Source organism: Ruegeria sp. CDSA033, from assembly GCF_059612305.1.
This window is the reverse complement of sequence record NZ_JBXWQI010000002.1, coordinates 289,032-310,349: the sequence shown is the minus strand read 5'-3', so window position 1 is coordinate 310,349 and position 21,318 is coordinate 289,032. Positions and strand designations below refer to the sequence as shown.

Sequence of the window (21,318 nt, the reverse complement as noted above, 5' to 3'; positions counted from 1 at the left end):
GGTGTTGAGATGAGTAGAGAAAGCAAGTTCCTGAGTCTGGTGCTTCGGCACAAACCTGAAGAGATCGGTCTTCAGCTTGATAAGCACGGGTGGGTCCGTGTTGATGATTTGCTGCGGAAGCTGAAGAGAGCCAACCGCAAGCTAAGCCGCGACGAACTCACTCAGCTTGTCGAAAGCAACGATAAGAAACGCTTCACCCTGTCTGATGATGGTCAGCGCATTAGAGCAGCCCAAGGCCATTCAGTTGATGTGGATCTGGGGCTGGAGTCGCAATGCCCGCCTGATGAACTGTACCATGGCACCGCCAGCGCCAATTTGGACGCAATATTTTCCGACGGGTTGAACCCCGGACGCCGTAAGCAGGTCCACCTTTCATTGGACCCTGATACAGCCGAGCGCGTCGGCCAGCGACACGGAAAACCAGTTGTATTACGTGTCGAGGCGCAACGCATGTATGAGGACGGTTTTGAGTTCTTTCGTGCCGACAACGGTGTCTGGCTCACAGACAAAGTGCCCGCGACCTATCTGGGGTTCGGTATGATCGCTGAACGGTAACAGAGCACATGATTACTGGAAAACTGGTCGGACTGGTTGCATTCGAGTGGAGCTGAAGATGCCGGCTTTCACTTTGTGTCGTTGAAGCAGATCCTCCGAGACCAGCGACTTTCAATTAGTTGCAGGCAGGTGGTTCCCTGAAAAAATCGATAGACTTTTTCTCATCTCCATGTGCGTTCTAATTTGATCGCCGTTTGGTCAGCCGACTTTACGCTGGCCTCACCGATCTTCCCACGCCTTCAACTCATCCGAAGATAACGGTTCAAGAAAATCTGGCGTGGCTCCAACCTTTCCCTCCAACACGCCGAGCTTGAAATCATATTGTGGAATTGCAACCAGCCTCACAGCAGGCTTTGTTCCTATTGTTATCACAACGTCCTCTCCGGCTAGCGCTGCGTCGATGAGTTCCGGCAACTGGTTCTTCGCCTTTTGTATTGTGAATAGCATGGCAACTCCCCTTATTCGCTAACTTTGCCAATCTTGTAGGCAGTTTCAACCACACTCAGTTTTGTCCTTGTTTCTCAGATATCCAACATCGGTTCATCCCGAACCAGCCATTGGTTATCCGCGTAGCGAATTTTGACTCAGAGCACAGAACGGACGTCCCCGGGTTTGATCACTCCTACTGCCGACTCCTGAGAAGAGGCAATAATACACACGCATAAGCCACCTATGGATTTACATCTAAGAAGCTTACGTTGGAACGGAGGTCACTAAATTCGAGCCTGGCTTCAACTCTCCACCTGTAAACAATTGTACATGATCCAAAATTCTTTTCAGTTTTTTGCTATTAGGCCTGTCGGTACAAGTCATCACTACAAACAAGGCGAATTTTGGCTTGGAGCGTTTCTCTGCCCCTGTTTCGCCGATGACAAGGAGGAAAGAAATGTTCAAGATTTCAGCCGGTCTCGGGTGCGTATTTGCTGCGGCAATCACCGCTTCGGCGGCCCAGGCAAACGAATGCGGTGAAGTATCACTGATGCAGGCCGATTGGGGGTCAGCGCAAATTGTGACCGCGGTCTCGAAGTTTCTGATGGAGCAAGGCTATGGTTGCGAAGTGACCACGGTTCCGCTCTCGGGCAACCCTGCGCTGGCATCCGTATCCGAGACCGGAGAGCCCGATATTCTGACTGAACTCTGGACAAACGGCGCGCCGGCTTACCAAGGGCTGGTTGACTCAGGTGCGATCATTCCGGTGACCGAAGTTCTGTCAGATGGCGGTGTCGAAGGGTTCTTTGTTCCGAACTACCTTGTGGAGGCGCATCCGGAACTGGCAACAATCGAAGGCATCGCAGCCAACCCCGAACTCGTCGGAAATCGCTTTCACAACTGCCCCGAGGGATGGACCTGTCTGAATGTCAGTACCAACCTGCTGAAGGCAGGTGGGTTGATTGATGCAGGCATTGATAACTTTATACATGGATCAGGCGAAACCCTTGCGGCTTCGATCGCGGCCGCCTACGAAAACAAAGAGCCGTGGTTCGGCTTCTATTGGGCACCGACATCGGTATTGGGCAAATACCCGATGACCCTGGTCGAAATGGGCCCCCATGACCCTGAAAAGCATGCCTGCAACATCACGGCGGAATGCGAGACGCCAGCAATGAGCGCCTTCCCCCGCAGCGAAGTGGTTACAGTTCTTTCCAAGGAATTCATGGCCGAAAACGCAGAAATCTCTGAACTGATGACAAATCTGTCCTTCACCAACGCACAGATGGGCGAAACGCTGGCATGGGTCGAGGACAACAATGCCTCCTACGATGAAGGTGCTGTGCACTTTCTGACGACCTACAAGGATGTCTGGGGGGCGTGGCTTAACGATGCTGCGCGCGACAAACTTTCCGCATTGCTGCAGTAAACTGCACGAACAGGGGCATCCTCAGTGATGCCCCTAACGCACTGAAGAAGATCGGAAAGTGGGATAAATGGCCTTCTATGACAAGTTATTCAGCGCATTGGGTTTGAGCGAATGGTGTGGCACGCCAGACGATAAAGCGCCTCTTTCGCTGGCGGACCTTGCGGCGCAAGCAGGAGGAGAAGAGGCCTCTGGGCCGCTCATTCCAATTCCCTCGTTTGATAATCTGCACGAAAGCTGCAACCGCATATGGCAGTCGCGCGATGTAACCAACGGGATCGAAGAAGGGTTTCTGGCAGCCAAACCGGTCCTGAAAACCGTTCTGGACCCGATCACACAGCCATTGAGCTGGATATTGGATGGCGCACTTTGGCTGTTTGAAGCGACGCCATGGTTCATCATGGTCCCGCTTCTGGTGGCGATTTCCTGGTACGCGTCGCGTTCGCGCCCTGTGACGATCTTCGTCGCCGTCTCGATTATGCTGCTGGCCGTCGTAGACCACTACGATGTGGCGATGCAGACTCTGTCGATCATCTTTGTGTGTACGACGATATCGGTGCTGTTCGGTGTACCCATTGGCATTGCCATGTCGAAATCTGACCGATTGCAAAAAAGCGTGGTTCCGTTACTCGACCTGCTGCAGACCCTGCCGACCTTCGTGTACCTGATCCCTCTGATTTTCTTGTTCTCAGTCACGGAATCCAAACTCTACGGGATTGCAATCATCCTTTACGCGATTGTCCCTGTGATCCGCCTGACCGATCTGGGCATCCGGCTTGTCGACAGGGACGTGATTGAGGCGGCCAATGCCTTTGGCATGACAGATCGCCAGAAACTGTTGCGGGTGCAACTCCCTTTGGCGTTGCCCAATATCATGGCCGGAATAAACCAGACCATCATGATGAGCCTTGCCATGGTCGTGATCGCCTCTCTTGTTTCGGCACCCGGTCTGGGCGTGAACGTGTTGCGCGGTATCCGGAACCTTGAACTGGGTGTGGGCATCGTCGCTGGCATCGGCATCGTGCTGCTCGCAGTGATCCTTGATCGCGTGTCCAAAGCAGCTCTCACACGGGTCGATAAAACCCAAGTCAAACACTAAGGAGCCTGTTCGATGACACAACCAATGGTCAGCCTGTCCGGGCTCTATAAAATCTTTGGCACCCGCGACAAGGACGTGTTGCAGCATGTCAAAGGAGGCATGGGCAAGGAAGAATTGTTGGCACGGCACGGGCACGTATTGGGTCTCAACAACATCAACGTCGATATGCAGGCGGGCGAAATCACAGTTGTCATGGGCCTGTCAGGCTCGGGCAAATCCACGCTGATCCGCCACCTGAACCGATTGATCGAACCCACTGCGGGCGAGATCATCGTGCAGGGTGAGGATGTGATGCAACTGTCCGAGGACGGGTTGCGCCATGCTCGACAGGAAAAGATGTCGATGGTGTTCCAGAAGTTCGCGTTATTGCCGCACAAAACCGTGCTGAAGAACGCAGGCATGCCGCTCTCGGTGCGCGGCGAGGACGAGGCGACTTGCGACCGTGAAGCCGCCAAGTGGCTGGATCGCGTGGGTCTGAGCGGGTTCGAGAACCATTATCCAGCGCAATTGTCCGGTGGGATGCAACAGCGTGTGGGCATTGCCCGGGCGCTGACCGCGAACACACCGATCATGCTGATGGACGAGGCTTTCTCGGCTCTTGACCCACTGATCCGAACCGACATGCAGGACCTGCTGCTCGAGCTGCAAAAAGAGCTGCACAAGACCATCATCTTCATCACTCACGATCTAGATGAGGCGTTGAAGCTGGCCGATCACCTTGTGATCCTTAAAGACGGCTTTGTCGTGCAGCAGGGCGAGCCGCAGCATATTCTGTTGAACCCCAACGATCCTTACATCGAAGACTTCGTGAGCGACATCAACCGAGCACGGGTTCTGCGGGTCCGCTCGATCATGACCCCGCTGGACGGTGGCCAAGTGCCAGAAGATGCCCATGGCGAAGTGGACGTGAACGACACGCTCGAAAGCATGATCGCGCGGTCCGGCGGGGATACGTCACACGCCTATGTCGTCAAGGATGGGGAGAAGACAGTCGGCTCACTGGATATGACTGAACTGGTTCGCGCACTCGTCCCTCGCGTCGCATCCGAAGCAGGCGCACGTCAGTCCTGACGCGCGCTGACGACAAAGCTGGAATTCATCAGATCAGGCCCGAAATAGCCGCATGGTTGGGTCGGCTTCGATCTGTTCGAACAACCAGTCAACAAACGTATCGAGCTTTGGGTTGGGTGCACGTTCTTTTTGCGTCGCCAGATACCAGCTGCCTGGCTCGGGCACCGAAATATCAAACGGTTTGACCAGGCGCTCCCTTTCAAGGTCACGCGTGCAAAACGGTGCTCTTGCGACGCTGATACCGTGATTTTTTAGAACAGCTTCACGGACCAGCGGGTAATTGTCGAAAACAGAGCCAAATTTCATCGTTTCGCGATCTAAGCCCGCCGCATCCAACCAGCAGTCCCAGTCATCCGGCTCATTCCATGTGTTTGGGACACTCAGCAACAGGAAATTTCTTAGCTCTTCCAGCGGCATTCCACCGCTTGCGGCTTTCAAGGCCTCCGGAGCACATACCGGGTAGATATTCGTTTCGAACAAGGGGCTATAGTCAAACCGTTTGTCAAATGGTGGCGCGTTGAACACGCCCACATCGAACCGGTGCATGTCATAATCACCGTCTTCAAAGGTAGAGACGATGCGCACGCGTGTGTCCGGATTATCCTGAAGAAAGTCTGCCAATCTGGGCTGTAACCACATTGTATTGAAACTTGCGTAGGACTGAACGAGCAACACGTCCGGTTCCTCAGGTGTCTGGATGCGCCGAGTGGCTTTGATGATTCCCTGAATGTGTTCGCGTATTGGCGGGTAATATTGCTCGCCAGCCGGTGTTAGCTCGACCGAACGGCTTGTGCGTTCCAGTAGTTTAACACCGATTGTTGTTTCTAATGCTTTGACCTGGTGGCTGACTGCCGCATGCGTCACACAAATCTCGTCAGCGGCCTTTCGGAAACTCTTGTGACGCGCCACCGCCTCAAAAGCGCGCAGTGAAACCAGCGTGGGCATGTGAGTGGTCATTGCTGCATCTCCTCGATGAAATCAATTCTGCTTACCCTCAAGCAGAGTTATCCGACGACGGGCGCGAATATAGCAGGGTATTGATACTCTTTTTCATAACCTGTCAGGGGGTAGCACGCAATTCGCGGTGCGATGTGATCGGTTAGAATTTCTTGATGAAAGGAAATTTCTTTCAATTCTTCAACTGGGTGAGAAATGCCAGATTAGCAGATAGAGATGTTATGGGATTCCACCTTCATGCCACCACTTTCACCTTCGCCAAATGCATATGGCTATCCGTTGCTGATTAAACACTTGCTGGCCGGATCCCAGCTCGCGTCAGCCAGCCAAGAGATCGTCAGCGGCACCGAAATGCGACTGAGCTACGCGGACTTGGGCAAACGCGTGCGCCAACTTGCCAATTCTTTAAAGGCGAGCGGGATACATGAGGGCATGCGCGTCGGTGTCATGGATTGGGATACGCACCGTTATCTTGAGTGTTTTTTCGCGATCCCGATGATGGGCGCGTCCCTTTTCACGATCAACGTGCGTCTGTCTCCTGCTCAGGTTCTTTATACGATCAACCATGGGCAACCGGATCTGATCATCGTGCACCGCGATTTCATGCCGCTCATTGAGGGTATCAAATCGGGCTTTGATCGGGACATCATCATCGTGCCGATTGGAGACGGAGAAGGGTATGAAGAGTGGATAGGCGAGGCCCCAGGCTGCTTTGACTTCCCGGACTTCGATGAAAACCAAACGGCAACCCTGTTTTATACGACCGGGACCACCGGCAATCCCAAGGGGGTGAGCTATTCACACCGGCAGTTGGTCCTTCACACATTGGGCTTGATCGCAGGTTTCGGCGCATGGCCCGGGAATGCCGGATTTCATCGCGGCGACGTCTACATGCCGCTGACGCCCTTGTTTCACGTCCACGGCTGGGGATTTCCATATGCCGCAACGATGCTGGGGCTGCGTCAGGTCTATCCCGGTCGATATGACCCTGACACAATCTTGCGATTGATTGCAGACGAAAACGTCACCTTTTCACACTGCGTGCCCACGGTTCTGTCAATGGTGCTCGACCATCCGGGCTGCCCACAAATTGACCTGGACAGATGGAAAGTGATCATTGGCGGGGCCGCTTTGCCGCGAGGCCTGCAGGACCGCGCCGCGGCGGCAGGCATATCCTTGCATGCGGCCTATGGGATGTCCGAAACCTGTCCGTTTCTGACGGTGGCCGATTTGTCCAGCAATGACCCCGAGATGCAGGCGCAAACCGGCTTTCCCGGCCCTCTTGTCGACCTTCGTGTTGTGACACCGGATATGCAGGACGTCCCACATGACGGCGAAACAACCGGCGAAGTTGTTGCTCGGGCTCCCTGGTTGACACAAGGCTATCTGGATAATGCGCAAGCCTCGGATGAGCTTTGGGACGGTGGGTATCTGCATACCGGGGATGTTGGGTATATCCGCGAGAATGGATCGTTGCAGATTACTGACCGCCTCAAGGATGTGATTAAGACCGGCGGCGAATGGATATCCTCACTGGCCCTGGAAAACATAGCATCGTTTTGCAGCGGCGTTGAGGACGTCGCAGCAATCGGGCTGCCGCACGCGAAATGGGGCGAAAGGCCAGTGTTGGTCGCTCAAGCCGCAAAGGATGCCGACCCGGATATTGTGCGCTTGAGAGTCATGGAAGAAATCCAGTCGCGGGTTGACGCAGGCGAGATCTCAAAATGGGCAGTTCCAGACGAGATAATCTTTGTCGCCCGCCTACCTAAAACCAGCGTCGGCAAGCTCGACAAGAAACTCGTGCGGAAAGATATTTCAACGCGCTCGGACTTTAAATCATGACAGACAAACAACGCCGTATTCAGGCGCTTATTCAATCCATTGTCACCTATCTGCAGGCTCACAGAGCTGCCACGCGCGGCGTTGATCTGACGTTGGACAAGCTGGCAGCCATGGACCTGAAGGGTGAGAGGCTCATTGATTTACCTCCCCAAGGAACCCGGCACGATGAGGTTCTGAAGAACGCCATCGCCGGGATTGTCGCCCCCGAATTGCAAGAAATCGCACGTTGTCTGAAAGCTGCCAAAGAGGATCTGGCCTGGCGCGAAGACAACGCCCAATTCTATCCACCTGATGCCGATTTGGGCGAAGGATATGCAAAGTGTAACCTGCATACTTTGCTGATTGGGCCGGACGCATGTGGGCATCATCATCCCGATTTCAGCCTTGGCATTTTCATGTTGGGTCCACGGACGCTGTATCGGGACCACAACCACGATGCGCCAGAGCTTTATCTGAACCTGTCCGAGAAATCTGGTTGGCGGTTTGGCACTCGCGATTGGCAGGATTATCCGGCTGGATCACTTATATGGAACGCAGCTGGCGAGCCCCATGCCACCCGGGTCTATGACCAGCCGTTCATCTCGGTCTTTGTCTGGCTCGAGAACGTGAATTCACCCTGCAATGTAATCCACTTCGACGATTGGGCAGAGATCGAACAAGATCTTGCCAAACAGTCCAATTGAGGTTTCCAAACATGATTTCCATTAAACACACCGAGGGTGTCGCTTTCATTGAGCTGAATGCCCCGCCAGTGAACGCTCTTGGCCTGAAGATGCGGCAGGCGCTTTCCTCGGCCATCCACGAGTTGGACGCCGATGAACAGGTCAAAGCTATCGTTCTATGCTCGGCTCTGCCGCTCTTTTGCGGCGGCGCTGACATCGCTGAGTTTCGTACAGGGGCAGTCTGGGACAAGCCGGACCTGCCAGACCTGTGTGTAACGATTGAAACCAGCAAGAAACCTATTATCGCCGCGATAGCAGGTCCCGCTATGGGTGGCGCGCTGGAGATTGCGCTTGCCTGTGATTACCGTGTCGCCACGCCGGATGCGGTGATGGGCCTACCTGAGATCAAACTGGGGCTGCTGCCTGGTGCCGGCGGCACCCAGCGACTACCCCGGATTGCCGGGCTGGAAGCGGCAACGCAAATGATCCTCTTGGGTGATCCCGTGAAAGGCGAATATGCCCTGTCTTGCGGGCTGGTCGACGCACTGTTTGAAAACAACCAGGATTTTCGCGCGCATGTTTTGGGTTTTGCCACCCGTGTCAGCCATGAGGGCGATCCAAAACGCAGTTGTGCGGATATGACCGTCACACACCCTGATCCGAAGGGATATCTGACGGGTTTCCGAGACCAGATAGCGCACACGTCCAAAAACCTTGTCGCCCCTGAACGATGTTTGGTGTCCATCGAGACCGCGTGCGAAATGCCGCTGGCCGAGGGGTTGGCACAAGAGAAGGCGGGTTTCGCTGAACTGCTCGACACACCTCAATCGCGCGCGGGGCGGCATCTGTTCTTTGCAGAGCGTGAATGCACCAAGGTTCCCGGCGTTACCCGTGCTGACCAACCACGTAGCATTTCATCGGTCGCCGTGATCGGTGCCGGAACAATGGGGCGCGGCATTGCCATCGCCTTTCTGCAGGCGGGGTATCCGGTCACGCTTCTGGAAACCACACAAACTGCGCTGGAACAGGGGCTGGATCAGGTCAGGGAGCATTTCCAACGCGCGGCCCAAAAAGGGCGGCTTAGTGCCAATCGGGCAGAGGCAATCGCCGCCAACGCCACTGGGACGCTTAGCTATGCAGACCTTGCGAAGGCCGACCTGATCATTGAAGCGGCGTTTGAAAGCATGAATGTCAAACGCCAGATTTTCGAAGCGTTGGGCCAGCACGCTAAACCCGGCGCGATACTGGCCTCAAACACATCGACGTTGGATCTTGATGAAATAGCTGCGGTCACGTCCCGTCCGGAGGATGTGATTGGTCTCCATTTCTTCAGCCCGGCGAACGTCATGCGCTTGCTAGAGGTGGTGCGGGGCGCCAAGACCGCTCCCGATGTCATTGCAACGGCAATCATGGTCGCAAAGAAGATCCGAAAGCTCCCTGTCACGGTTGGCGTGTGCTACGGCTTTGTTGGAAACCGGATGCTGGAACCATACTTCCGCGAAGGATCCCGTCTGCTTCTAGAGGGGGCGACACCGAAACAGGTGGATAACGTCCTTGAAGGCTTCGGCATGGCCATGGGCATTCATGCGATGGCAGATCTGGCCGGAGTCGATGTGGGCGCACGCGTGCGTCAGGAACGGCGTAGTGAAATCGCGCATGACCCGACATACCAGGTTGTGCAGGACAGGTTGTTTGAACTAGGCCGACTGGGTCAGAAAACCGGGCGTGGAAGCTATGTCTACGAGGGACGGACACGGGTCGAAGACCCTGAGATGGTTCAAATCAGTTCCGAGCTGTCGGACCTGCATGGCGTGAAACGCAGGGACATCGACGATCAGGAAATCCTTGAGCGATGTCTCTATCCCCTGATCAACGAGGGCTTTTTGATCCTTGAAGAGGGCATTGCAACGCGCCCGGGTGATTGCGACCTGATCTGGGTCAATGGCTATGGCTTTCCAAACTGGCGCGGCGGCCCAATGCAATATGCCGACGAGATTGGATTAAGCCAGATTTTGGAACGCATGACCCACTATCAGCAGTCGCTTGGCACCTATGGCGAGATGTGGTTCACGCCTGCGCCTTTGCTGGAACAACTTGCAACCTCGGGTGTGACACTTGCCGCACATTTTGATGCCAAAAAGGAAAAATCATGAGAGAAGCCGTTATCGTCTCAACCGCACGAACCCCTATTGGGGTGGCCTTCAAAGGTGCGCTGAACAACATCAAATCCCCCACCATGATGGGGCACGCCATTCAGCACGCGGTTGAACGTGCAGGCGTGGACCCCGGTTCGATCGAAGATGTCGTCATCGGATCGGTCTTGACAGCGGGAACCGCAGGCATGAATGTCGCTCGTTTGTCGACGCTGGCGGCGGGTCTTCCCAATACGGTGGCAGGACAGACGATCGACAGGCAATGCTCCTCCGGGTTGATGGCCATCGCGACGGCTGCAAAGCAGGTCATTGTGGATGGTCAGAATGTCGCCGTGGCAGGCGGGCAGGAAAATATTTCCGCCATTCAGAATGCCTATCTGAAATGGGCGGGCGATGAGAAAGATCCAAACGTTATCGCGAGGTCCGAGCATGCCTACATGCCGATGCTGATGACGGCGGAAAATGTGGCCCGGACCTATGGTATCAGCCGCGAAGTGCAGGATGAATACGCCGCACTTTCGCAAGGTCGGACCGCCCGGGCTCAGGCCGCTGGCGCCTTTGATGACGAGATCGTCCCGATCACAGCGATTAAGCGGGTCAAGAACCGCGAAACCGGAGAGGAAACCCTGGAAGAGGTGACCTTGTCAAAAGACGAAGGCAACCGGCCGGGCACGACGGCCGAAACTCTTGACCAGTTGAACCCGGTTGTCGAAGGCGGCGTGATCACTGCCGGAAACGCAAGCCAGCTTTCTGACGGGGCCTCGGCTTGTGTGCTCATGGAAGGCAAAATGGCTGAGCAGCGGGGCCTCACACCGCTGGGTATTTATCGCGGCATGGCTGTTGCAGGAAACGCACCGGAAGAGATGGGTGTCGGCCCGATCTATGCCATTCCAAAGCTGCTGAAGAATGCAGGTCTTCGCATCGAAAAAATCGGCCTTTGGGAGCTTAACGAAGCCTTTGCCTGCCAGGTTCTCTATTGCCGCGACCATCTTGGGATCGATCCCGAAATCTACAACGTGAACGGCGGTGCGATATCGATTGGCCACCCCTACGGCATGACAGGTGCGAGACAAGTCGGGCACGCTCTGATTGAGGGGAGGCGTCGTGGCGTAAAATACGTGGTGACCTCCATGTGTGTTGGCGGAGGCATGGGTGCCGCAGCACTGTTCGAAGTCGCCTGACCCCACTGAAATTAGTTCAAGCAGAGCGTTATCTGGTTCGGACATTGACATTCTGTCATCTGCGAAGGTCGCCATCTGCATGTGCTGTGTTTCATGTCGACCGGAATTGGTGATACCTCCTGAGGCGTTATGACCAATGTCACACCAACGATCCTCTCCACCGTTTCCAGCCAGTTTGTCGATGACTGGCTGGTGGCGCTGCACGCCCTGTGCCCAGAGGCGCAGATGGCGTCGCTGCTTGGCCGGTCCGGTCTGAACGCGGATACGCGCTCGCCGAATGGTCGCGTCACGCTGGATCAGATCGTTTGCCTCTATCAACTTGCCGCAGTTGAGACCGGTGATGAGATGATGGGGCTTTGGAGCAGACCCGTCCGGCCAAGGGCTCTACAACACCTTCTGACGACTGTCAGAGAGGCCACGTCTCTGTCATCGGCTCTTTACCGGTTTTCGACCTTCTGGAACTTGCTGTTGGATGATTATCAGTTTGTTCTGGATGACGCTGAAGGCGCATTGGTGCTCACCCTGAAACCACAAGGCGACGTGCCGCTTCAGCGGTTTGGGCATATGCTGATCCTCAAACTTGCCCACGGGCTCATGTCTTGGCTGGCAGGGCATGAGGTTCCGGTTAAGGCTGTCGGTTTCGCGTTTGACCGCCCGGACTTTGATCAGGATTACGCGATCATCTTTCCTGCACCGCTGCGGTTTGGCCAGCCCGCCACCGCAATCTCGTTCGATCCGAATGCACTGGGTCCCGTGCAGACGCGCAGCACCGCTGACCTTGACCGGTTTTTGCAAAACGCGCCCCGGGACTGGATCTTCACCTCTTCGCGCGAGCACACCCAATCGCTTCGGGTGCGCACCTATCTGGGTCAAACGGGATGGGACGCGGCGACCCTGACCCAGACAGCATCCGCAATGCACATGACCCCGCGCACCCTGATCCGCAGGTTACAAGCGGATGGGACCTCGTTTCAGGCGATCAAGGATGCCCTGCGGCGCGACATCGCGATCCGCGACCTGCAGGCGGGACGCAAAAGCGTCGAGGCCATCGCACATGATGTCGGCTTTTCTTCAGCTGCCAATTTTCACCGGGCCTTTCAACGCTGGACCGGCAGCACCCCCAGTTCGTATCGCAGGACGAATATCTGAGACGCACTTTTTGTCACTTTTGGACAATACCCTGTCACCACGCGAGATAGAGCGAAGAAGTTTCTCCTGCTAAATCTTGCGCAATACATGGCGTTCTCACCTGGTTCTCCTCTAGAAGCTTGACCCGCTGCCTGCTCAGCAGGTTCTGAAGTGTGGCGTCATGTGAAAATAGCCGCTCACAAAAGGACCGACCAATGTCAGACAAACTCGCCACCATACTCCAAGCCGCACGCGACCACGCCGAGCAGGTCATCCTGCCCAATGTGGACGCCTGGAACGCCGCGAAGACATGGCCCCGTGATGCGTCGGACAAAGCCGGGGCCGCTGGCCTGACGGGGCTCTACGCCCCCGAAGAGTTTGGCGGCCAAGGCTTGCCCCTTTCAGAAGGCATTCAGGTCTACGAACAACTGGGACTGGGCGATGGTGCCTATGCCTTTGCCCTGTCGATGCATAACATCTGCACCTTCGCGGGCTGCGGTTATGGCACAGATGCCTTCAAGGAAAAATGGGCACGGGATCTGACCTCTGGCCGCAAGCTGGCGAACTTTGCACTGACCGAACCGCAATCGGGGTCGGACGCAACAAACATGTATTCGCGGGCTGTGATCAATGATGACGGCACTTGGACGATCAGCGGTGCGAAGGCATGGGTCAGCTTGGCGACCGAGGCTGACATCTATTTCACCGTGGTCAAAACCAGTGACACACCCGGCCACAAGGATATGGCGATGATTGCCATCCCGGCCGACACTCCGGGCCTCAGCTTTGGTCCGCTCTACGATACCCCGTCCTACAACTTCCTGCCTCTGGCCGAGATGTACATGGACAAGGTCGTGGTGAGCGAAGACAACATCATCCTGCCAATCGGTCAGGGCTTGCAAGGCTCGCTCATGGCGATCGATATCGCCCGTGTGTCGATTGCGTCAGGATGCTGTGGATTGATGCAAGCTGCCTTGGATACGGCTCTGTCCTATTCCAAGAACCGCAAGATGTTTGGCGGCAAGAACCTCGATCTGGACGGGATCCAGTGGATGCTGGGCGAGGTTGCAACCGATCTTGAAGCCTCCAAGCTGCTTTATCGCAAAGCGGCAGAATCCCTTGGCACACCCGAAGGCCCTCTGATGGCCGCTCATGCCAAACGGTTTGTGCCAGATGCCGCCGTGAAGGCTGCGAACACCTGCACGCAAGTGTTGGGCGGCATGGGGCTGTTGCAGCCTTATGGACTGGATCGTTTGTCCCGTCTTGCACAAATGCTGCGGATTGTGGACGGGACGACAGAAATCAGCCGCGTGGTCATCGGGCGGGCCCTACAAAAACGAGCAGCGACATTGTCTGATCTGCCAGTACCGAAAGGATTTGGTGAGGCCGGCTGAACATCCCACCCACCGGTGAAGCGGAGCCGACCTGAAAATCTCCTCAGAGATCGGTAAAATCGAAACACCGGCCGCGCATATGCGGCCGGTTACTCGAGATTGCATACCTTGGTGCCACTGCAGCGAATTCACCCTTTGTCCGCGCAGCTGACTTTTAGTAATGTTTTGTCGAACGGCGGCTCGCCGGATCATTGATAAGGCGCTTCTATTCAGATTGTCGGTTCGGTCTCTTGAGCAACCGAGTGGGGATTTGCCTTTAAAGGGGTGCGACGAGGCAATCGGTCGCTCCATGAAAAGAAGGTAGTTCATTACGAATTTTTTGGTCAGTATACCGTGCCGCTGTGATATGAGTGATTTGAATTAAAAAGGTTTATCATGTGTGGATAGGTAATGTCAGATGGAGCGCCACACGTCGGTTTCAAATTGGTCTGACCAAAGAAGTGCCAAGCCTGTGTTGAGAAGGTTTGGCATTTTTTTGAAAGCCCAACAGCACGCAGGCCAAGGACGAACGGGACGTAGTGTATTGAAGGTCGTAGTTCATCAAGGTTTCCATAAAACGGGCACAACAACGCTGCAAAAGACGCTCTCGAAAAATCGGGAATACCTGAAAGATCGCGTGAATGTTCTTTTGCCTGATGACTTGCAAGAAGCCAGCCTGGCTGCACGGCGGTATGCGGTCGCCCCCAAGGATCGCACCCTTCGCAATTTCGGAGCAATCGTTCGCGAGGCGCTGAAGCCTTTTGCGGGCCAAGGTGGCAAACCCCTGCTGATCAGCAATGAAGAATTCGCTGGTTTGATCCCCGGTCGCAAAGGGGTTTGGTCATATGAGCAAACGCACGTTCTTTCCAAAGCTCTGTTGGATGAGGTTTCGCGCCTGACTGATGCCGGGGATCGCATTATCTTTCTGTTTACGACCAGAAACGCGGCCGATTGGATCAGAAGTACGTATTGGCAAAACCTTCGCAGCCACAGAATCCGCGAGGATCTGTCACAATACGGGAGGGCGTTGCAACAGGGTGCAGATCTTGAGGCGGTGGTGTGCCGGGTGAAAGAAGCGGTTTCACCGCGTGCCGAGGTCGAATCTGTCAACGTTTCCGGGCTGGGCGATCACGATTATCCGCTCATCAAGGCACTTTCCATTCTGAATGTGAGATCCGACAGGCTCATCACAAGTGAAAATCGGAACGTACAGCCAGCCGGAGGCGCAGACTATTTTCTGGACCTGAACCGGTCGAATTTGAGCGATGCAGAGGTAGCGGCCGCGAAACGCGTGTACTTGGAAAAGCTGAAGCGGTCGAATGGCATCCATTGATGAGTTGAAGCAGGGGCAGGCCCAAATTGGTACCGCTGCCCAATTTAGTTGCTGTAATGCAACGATCGGACGGCTCAAATCGGATGCCCAGACTGGATTGGATGAACCGGAATATCATGGTTTCCAAAACACCGCTTGGAATTGATGGTACATGAAGAGCGAATACCCTAGGATTAATTTGAATTTAAAAACAAAAGTTTGAGTAGAGAATCGCTTTGAGAATTCTTGAGACTGGTGCGTCGCTATTTGACAAAAACAATCTAAGGTTGAATTATTTTCACTTTTAGTATCAGTTTGACTTGACACACCGGAAACATTTACGTGATTGCTGCACTTCGGTCTCTTTTCCGCCAGATTCTGTCCTGATAAGTAGGTGTAGTAAGCAGTGATTTGTTGAAAGGTACAGGCGGATACAATGACAGCCGGGGACAGCGGTCGCATATCCATTTCGTGGACGCAGACAGAGTTAAACGGACTTGAGGCGGCGCCTCAGTCTTTTTTGAAAGTAGGAGCCGCATGGTCGTGGCGTGGGCAGGCTCTTTCATTGGCCAGTCCGGCCGAGCAGGGCCTTGTGTTGTCGGGTCAGGCCGAAGCATTCGCATCAAAAGTGCTAAGCAACATAGCGCCGTCGCCGAATCTGGCAGACGGAGCACTGGGTCGTATCGTTCTGACCAATGGCGCACAAAAGTACACGGCGCTATTGTTTTCGGTTGCCGGAGACACACACCCGACGCTGGTTTTCGAAAACGGGTATCCCGCGCGCGATCAGGAATTCTGGGTCAGTGCGTATACCGAGTTTGAAAGTGAAAGCAATTCCAGCCTCCCGGACCAAACCGTTGTCGCTTTCCCGACGCGGTCGCCGATGGATAAGAGTTGGGAAAACGCAGTTGCGGGCGTCCGAAGCGTAGCAGACTAAAGTTCCAATCAGGCTGCCTGCATTCGCACATAGCAAAAAAACCATAGCCGTGTTGACTCCGCCAGTTCTGCGGATATAAGCGCGGCTTCATTGGTGTTGGTGGGCCCCGTAAGGGGATTCCTGTCATGGGGGAAACCTCAAGAGGACAACGCCCTTCATAGTGGCCTGTACGGGCCTCGACCTAAAGAAGGAGATCAGCCGTGACCAAACGCACGTCTGCCAAGTACAAAATTGACCGCCGGATGGGTGAAAACATCTGGGGTCGTCCGAAATCCCCGGTCAACCGTCGCGAATATGGCCCCGGTCAGCACGGCCAGCGCCGCAAGGGCAAACTGTCGGACTTCGGTCTGCAGCTGCGCGCCAAGCAGAAGCTGAAGGGCTACTATGGCGACCTGACCGAGAAGCAGTTCCGCCGCATCTACGCCGAAGCCGTGCGTGTGAACGGCGACACCGGTGAAAACCTGATCGGTCTGCTGGAGCGTCGTCTGGACGCTGTTGTCTACCGCGCCAAGTTCGTTGCAACCGTCTTTGCTGCACGTCAGTTCGTGAACCACGGCCACGTCAAAGTGAACGGCCAGCGGGTCAACATCCCCAGCTACCGTGTCAAAGAGGGCGACGTGATCGAAGTACGCGACAAGTCCAAGCAACTGGCTGTAGTTCTGGAAGCCGCTGCTCTGGCCGAGCGTGACGTGCCTGACTACATCGACGCCGACCACTCGAAAATGACCGCGACCTTCGTTCGCGCGCCGGGCCTGGGCGATGTGCCTTACCCGGTCGTCATGGAACCGAACCTGGTCGTCGAATTCTACGCGAAGAACTAATTTTCGCCGACATCCAGAATTCCAGGGCCGCGCAGTTTGCGCGGCCCTTTTTTGTTTGGTCATGTGATGACGCGTATTGGGTTTGAAGGCTGATCCAGCAAGTTGCATCTCGGGCTTTCAAAAATATCCACGGAAGTGCCCCAACGGAACGCCTGTATTGAGTGGGAATGCAAAAGTTAACGCTCGGGTTGCGCAAGCTGTATTTTGAACTGAATGCGTGTCAACCTATGAGCAGCCTTGCAGCCAGATCACTGATCAAGCCCGCCGAAGGCGCTGAGTCAAATTGGCAGCGGCCTGCTTTCGGCGATGGCCTCCATCGCAAAGTACGAGGTCACACTGTCCAGTTCGACCTTGTCGATCAATCGCTGATACACCTTGTCATATGACGTCATATCTTGTGTGACGACTTTCAACTGATAGTCATAGTCGCCACCAATGCGGTGAAAATCCACCACCTCGGGGATGGTCAGGACATGGCTTCGAAAGGCTTGCAGCCATTCCGCCGAATGGTGCCGGGTGCGCAGCATAACAAAGACCACAAGGCTCAGCCCCAGTTTTTCGCGGGCAATCCGCGCGGTCGAACCGGTAATGACGCCATTTTCGTTCAACGCCTTCAGCCGCCGCCAACACGCATTTTGCGACAATCCGACTCGGTCTGCCAACTCACGCTGGGACAGTGTTGCGTCTGTTTGAAGTTCGCGAAGGATGCGCTTGTCAATTTGATCTAGTTTTTCGGCCATATCGAAGCATATGACACGAAATTTAAGAAATCTACCAAAAGAAAGGTGAAGTTTCTGCATCCTCATTCAATCATATTTGGTAGTGCAATACGGAGAACTAATCATGACCTTGTCCAAATTTCGCGCAGACCTCCAATCCACCACTCGCAATTCAACCCTGCGCGATGGGCTGATCGGAGAGAATGTTCTGATCCCCGGTCTGAATGGCGACGTGCCGCTGGTTTACGCGGACTACGTCGCTTCCGGTCGTGCGCTGCAGCAGGTAGAGGATTTTGTCGCCCATGAGGTGCTGCCTTTTTATGCCAACAGCCATACCGAGGCCTCCTATTGCGGGTCTTACATGACCCGTCTGCGCCGCGAAGCGCGCGCGGAAATAGCCCGCATTGTTGGAGCAAAGGAAGACGACGCGGTGATCTTTACCGGGTCCGGCGCCACTGCGGGTCTTAACCGGCTGGTCAGTTTGATGGGAATTGAGGGGGCTGACCGGCCGGTTGTTCTGATCGGGCCGTATGAGCATCATTCGAACATCCTCCCTTGGCGGGAAAGCAAAGCGCAGGTCATCGAAATTCCCGAAGCGCCCGAAGGCGGCGTTGATCTCGGTGCACTTGAACGGACATTGGTGGACAATGCAGATTCCGATCTGATTGTCGGTTCTTTTTCCGCCGCCTCTAACGTAACCGGTATCATTACAGACCCGGACCCGATCACGCGGCTGCTCAAGTCTCATGGCGCTGTTTCGATCTGGGATTACGCTGGTGGTGGACCATATTTGCCGATGGACATGGGGCCAGAAGATGCGCGCAAGGACGCCATCGTAGTATCCCCGCACAAATTCCCGGGCGGCCCGGGCGCGTCCGGTGTGCTGATCGTCAATCAGAACGCAGTTCGCCGCACTTGCCCAAGTTGGCCTGGTGGCGGCACTGTCAGCTTTGTGTCGCCCTGGCGCCATGACTACAGCGAGGATTTGGCCACGCGAGAAGAAGCCGGAACACCCAATGTGATCGGAGATATTCGCGCCGCGCTGGCCTTCATCGTTAAGGATGTCGTCGGCACGGATGAAATTGCTGAACGCGAAGCCCGGTACAATGAAATGGCATTGAAAGGGTGGGGCGACAATCCGAACCTGACTTTGCTAGGTACTGAAAACCCGCATCGTTTGCCGATCTATTCTTTCCTTGTGCGGGACAACTCTGGCCAGCCGGTGCATCAGCAGCTGTTTACCCGGATGCTCAGCGACATCTACGGCATTCAGGCGCGCGGTGGTTGCGCGTGTGCCGGGCCATATGCGCATCGCTTGCTGGAAATCGACCGTGAAACGTCCGCTGAATTGCATGCCGCATTGTCCGCAGGGGAAGAGATGAAGAAACCCGGATGGGTCCGCCTGAATTTCTCGTATCTTATGAGCGAAGAGACGGTTCAGTTCATCATCGACAGCGTCAATGACCTGTCCCACAGGACAGAAGAATTCGCCCCTTATTACAACGCCGACCCGGCGACGGCCCGCTTCAAAGCGGCGTGACGGAATTGCCGCTTTTCTCAACGCTTTGAGACGGGTATGAGAGGCTCCAACAACGGAGCCTCTCATGAACAAGATCACCCCGCAACCCGGCATTATGGACATCGCGCTCTATCAGGGCGGCCAGTCTCATGTGGCGGGGGTAGAGCATGTGATCAAGCTCAGCTCCAACGAAAACCCGTTCGGTCCCAGCCCCAAGGCAATCGAGGCCGTACGCGATAGTGCGGCGACACTGCATCGGTATCCCAGTACCGATCACGCAAGCCTGCGCTCAGCGATTGGTGAACGGCACGGGTTGGACCCTGCGCGGCTTATCTGCGGCGTTGGCAGTGACGAAGTGCTGCAATTCATTGCGCAGGCCTATGCCGGACCGGGTGATGAGGTCATCTATACCGAGCACGGGTTTTCAATGTACCCGATCATCGCCCGCATGGCTGGAGCAACCCCAGTGATGGTGGCCGAGCGCAATCGCCATGTGGACGTAGACAACATTTTGGCCGCCGTGAACGACCAGACCCGGATAGTTTTCGTGACCAACCCGGGAAACCCGACCTCGACCATGATCCCCGAGGCTGAATTGCTGCGTCTGGCCGAGGCATTGCCCAAGACCTGCCTGATGGTGATCGACGGGGCCTATGCCGAGTTTGTCGACGGGTTCGACGGTGGTGCATCGCTGGTAGACCGATTTGACAACGTGATTATGACGCGCACCTTTTCCAAGGTGTACGGTCTGGGTGGGATGCGTGTCGGCTGGGGCTATGCAGCGCAGTCAATCGTCGACGTTCTGAACCGCGTGCGCCAGCCGTTCAACCTGTCCTTGACCGCATTGGTTGCCGCAGAGGCAGCGGTGAATGACATAGAATTCCTGTCCTATTGTCAGGCTGAAAATGCGCGCCTGCGGGTGTGGCTGTCGGAAGAACTGGCCAAGATCGGAGTTCCTTCGGATGCATCCTGCACCAACTTCATCCTCGCCCGCTTTGCCGATCGGGCCGAGGCCGAGGCTTGTGACGACTATCTCAAAACGCAGGGTTTGATCGTGCGCCGTGTGGCGGGCTACAACCTGCCAAATGCCCTGCGGATCACCGTAGGCGATGAAGAAGCCTGCTGCCGCGTTGTTGCGGCCATCACCGCGTTCAAAGGGGGCGTCGCATGAGCCAAGTTTACGACCGTGTGGCCTTGATCGGGCTTGGCCTGATCGCCTCGTCCATGTTCTGGGCGATCAAACGCGCCGGGCTTGCTGGCGAAGTGACCGGTTATGCCCGGTCCGAGGCGACACGTGACACGGCCCGGCGCATCGGCCTATGTGATCGCGTCTGCGATACTGCGCAAGAAGCGGTCGAGGGCGCAGATCTGGTCGTTCTCTGTGTTCCTGTCGGCGCGATGGGCGCTGTTGCAAAAGATATTGCAGCTGTCCTGAAACCCGGGGTGACGGTGACAGATGTCGGCTCGGTCAAGCGTCATGTCATTCAGGCCGTTGGGCCGGAAATCCCGGATGGTGTGCATTTCATCCCCGCGCACCCGCTGGCAGGGACGGAGCATTCTGGCCCGGAATCGGGTTTTGCAGAACTCTTTGACAACCGCTGGTGTCTTTTGGTCCCGGTTGAAGGCTCGGACCCGGATGCGATTGCCCGTTTGCGGGCACTCTGGGAAGGCATGGGGTCAAACGTCGATGAGATGGACGCGGATCACCATGATCTGGTTCTGGCTGTCACATCACACGCGCCGCACCTGATCGCCTATACGATGGTGGGCGTTGCGGATGATCTGCGCCGGGTCACCGATACCGAGGTCATCAAGTATTCCGCTGCTGGATTCCGAGACTTCACCCGCATCGCGGCCTCTGACCCGACCATGTGGCGGGACGTGTTCCTGACCAACAAGGATGCGACGCTGGAGATCCTTGGCCGGTTTACCGAAGAACTGTTTGCATTGCAGCGTGCGATCAGAACAGGTGACGGCGAGCAGCTTTTCGACTATTTCACGCGTACACGCGCCATCCGCCGCGGCATCATTGATGCAGGCCAGGATACGGATGCGCCTGATTTCGGACGGGGGAAAACGAACCCATGACGCAGGGCTGGAGAACCATTCTGACCGGATTTGCAGCGCTTTGCGC

Annotated in this window: 19 protein-coding genes; 16 read left to right on the top strand and 3 right to left on the bottom strand. The window is 55.6% G+C overall.

Annotated elements, in window-relative coordinates; all coding sequences use genetic code 11:
• The first annotated feature begins 9 nt into the window (after positions 1-9).
• Positions 10-555 (top strand): RNA 2'-phosphotransferase, encoded by a 546-nt coding sequence (locus tag AC2FLA_RS04825; RefSeq protein ID WP_074738230.1) that lies wholly within the window; start codon positions 10-12, stop codon positions 553-555.
• A gap of 219 nt (positions 556-774) precedes the next feature.
• Here AC2FLA_RS04825 and AC2FLA_RS04820 read toward each other — a convergent pair whose 3' ends face one another.
• Entirely contained in the window at positions 775-1,002 is a 228-nt protein-coding gene (locus tag AC2FLA_RS04820; RefSeq protein WP_074738232.1) for a type II toxin-antitoxin system Phd/YefM family antitoxin, read from the bottom strand.
• Positions 1,003-1,441: 439 nt separating this feature from the next.
• Between AC2FLA_RS04820 and AC2FLA_RS04815 the strand changes: the two genes are divergently transcribed.
• The 3 genes from AC2FLA_RS04815 (at position 1,442) to AC2FLA_RS04805 (ending at position 4,580) form a co-directional block, all read left to right on the top strand.
• Entirely contained in the window at positions 1,442-2,413 is a 972-nt protein-coding gene (locus AC2FLA_RS04815) for an ABC transporter substrate-binding protein (RefSeq protein ID WP_074738234.1), read from the top strand.
• A gap of 67 nt (positions 2,414-2,480) precedes the next feature.
• Entirely contained in the window at positions 2,481-3,509 is a 1,029-nt protein-coding gene (locus tag AC2FLA_RS04810) for an ABC transporter permease (protein WP_074738236.1), read from the top strand.
• A gap of 12 nt (positions 3,510-3,521) precedes the next feature.
• Positions 3,522-4,580 carry a quaternary amine ABC transporter ATP-binding protein gene (locus AC2FLA_RS04805; protein ID WP_074738238.1) on the top strand — a complete coding sequence of 353 codons (1,059 nt, stop codon included), beginning with the start codon at positions 3,522-3,524 and terminating at the stop codon, positions 4,578-4,580.
• Between the two features lie 33 nt (positions 4,581-4,613).
• Here the strand turns inward: AC2FLA_RS04805 and AC2FLA_RS04800 are convergent, their stop codons facing one another.
• Positions 4,614-5,537 carry a LysR substrate-binding domain-containing protein gene (locus tag AC2FLA_RS04800; RefSeq protein WP_496720889.1) on the bottom strand — a complete coding sequence of 308 codons (924 nt, stop codon included), beginning with the start codon at positions 5,535-5,537 and terminating at the stop codon, positions 4,614-4,616.
• A gap of 237 nt (positions 5,538-5,774) precedes the next feature.
• On the opposite strand from AC2FLA_RS04800, the gene AC2FLA_RS04795 reads away from it, so the two are divergent.
• The 9 genes from AC2FLA_RS04795 to rpsD all read left to right on the top strand — a co-directional run bounded on the left by AC2FLA_RS04795 (position 5,775) and on the right by rpsD (position 16,946).
• Entirely contained in the window at positions 5,775-7,379 is a 1,605-nt protein-coding gene (locus AC2FLA_RS04795) for a fatty acid--CoA ligase (RefSeq protein ID WP_074738308.1), read from the top strand.
• A complete protein-coding gene (locus AC2FLA_RS04790) occupies positions 7,376-8,062 on the top strand; it encodes a dimethylsulfonioproprionate lyase family protein (protein ID WP_074738242.1) in 687 nt (228 codons plus the stop codon). The genes AC2FLA_RS04795 and AC2FLA_RS04790 overlap by 4 nt, the downstream gene beginning before the upstream one ends.
• Before the next feature lie 11 nt (positions 8,063-8,073).
• On the top strand, positions 8,074-10,194 hold the full coding sequence (locus tag AC2FLA_RS04785) for a 3-hydroxyacyl-CoA dehydrogenase NAD-binding domain-containing protein (RefSeq protein ID WP_496720886.1): 2,121 nt from the start codon (positions 8,074-8,076) through the stop codon (positions 10,192-10,194).
• Positions 10,191-11,375 (top strand): acetyl-CoA C-acyltransferase, encoded by a 1,185-nt coding sequence (locus AC2FLA_RS04780; protein WP_496720884.1) that lies wholly within the window; start codon positions 10,191-10,193, stop codon positions 11,373-11,375. The genes AC2FLA_RS04785 and AC2FLA_RS04780 overlap by 4 nt, the downstream gene beginning before the upstream one ends.
• Positions 11,376-11,504: 129 nt before the next feature.
• Positions 11,505-12,524 (top strand): AraC family transcriptional regulator, encoded by a 1,020-nt coding sequence (locus tag AC2FLA_RS04775; protein ID WP_496703840.1) that lies wholly within the window; start codon positions 11,505-11,507, stop codon positions 12,522-12,524.
• 194 nt (positions 12,525-12,718) lie between these two features.
• Complete coding sequence (locus AC2FLA_RS04770) at positions 12,719-13,897, top strand: acyl-CoA dehydrogenase family protein (protein ID WP_496703839.1); 1,179 nt, start codon at positions 12,719-12,721, stop codon at positions 13,895-13,897.
• A 616-nt stretch (positions 13,898-14,513) separates the two neighbouring features.
• The gene (locus AC2FLA_RS04765) at positions 14,514-15,209 is read left to right on the top strand and encodes a hypothetical protein (protein ID WP_496720882.1); all 696 of its coding nucleotides are present in this window, start codon (positions 14,514-14,516) and stop codon (positions 15,207-15,209) included.
• A gap of 415 nt (positions 15,210-15,624) precedes the next feature.
• On the top strand, positions 15,625-16,125 hold the full coding sequence (locus tag AC2FLA_RS04760; RefSeq protein ID WP_496720881.1) for a hypothetical protein: 501 nt from the start codon (positions 15,625-15,627) through the stop codon (positions 16,123-16,125).
• Between the two features lie 200 nt (positions 16,126-16,325).
• On the top strand, positions 16,326-16,946 hold the full coding sequence (rpsD, locus tag AC2FLA_RS04755) for a 30S ribosomal protein S4 (protein WP_282151804.1): 621 nt from the start codon (positions 16,326-16,328) through the stop codon (positions 16,944-16,946).
• A gap of 278 nt (positions 16,947-17,224) precedes the next feature.
• On the opposite strand, the gene AC2FLA_RS04750 is transcribed toward rpsD, so the two are convergent.
• On the bottom strand, positions 17,225-17,686 hold the full coding sequence (locus AC2FLA_RS04750) for an Lrp/AsnC family transcriptional regulator (RefSeq protein ID WP_108859492.1): 462 nt from the start codon (positions 17,684-17,686) through the stop codon (positions 17,225-17,227).
• Positions 17,687-17,789: 103 nt separating this feature from the next.
• Here AC2FLA_RS04750 and AC2FLA_RS04745 point away from each other — a divergent pair, with 103 nt between their 5' ends.
• The 3 genes from AC2FLA_RS04745 (at position 17,790) to AC2FLA_RS04735 (ending at position 21,272) form a co-directional block, all read left to right on the top strand.
• The gene (locus AC2FLA_RS04745) at positions 17,790-19,205 is read left to right on the top strand and encodes an aminotransferase class V-fold PLP-dependent enzyme (protein WP_496720878.1); all 1,416 of its coding nucleotides are present in this window, start codon (positions 17,790-17,792) and stop codon (positions 19,203-19,205) included.
• A gap of 64 nt (positions 19,206-19,269) precedes the next feature.
• Positions 19,270-20,355, top strand: coding sequence for a histidinol-phosphate transaminase (hisC, locus tag AC2FLA_RS04740; protein WP_496720876.1), 1,086 nt, complete (start codon positions 19,270-19,272; stop codon positions 20,353-20,355).
• Complete coding sequence (locus tag AC2FLA_RS04735) at positions 20,352-21,272, top strand: prephenate/arogenate dehydrogenase family protein (RefSeq protein ID WP_496720874.1); 921 nt, start codon at positions 20,352-20,354, stop codon at positions 21,270-21,272. Before hisC ends, AC2FLA_RS04735 begins: the two co-directional genes overlap by 4 nt.
• Positions 21,273-21,318: the final 46 nt, after the last annotated feature.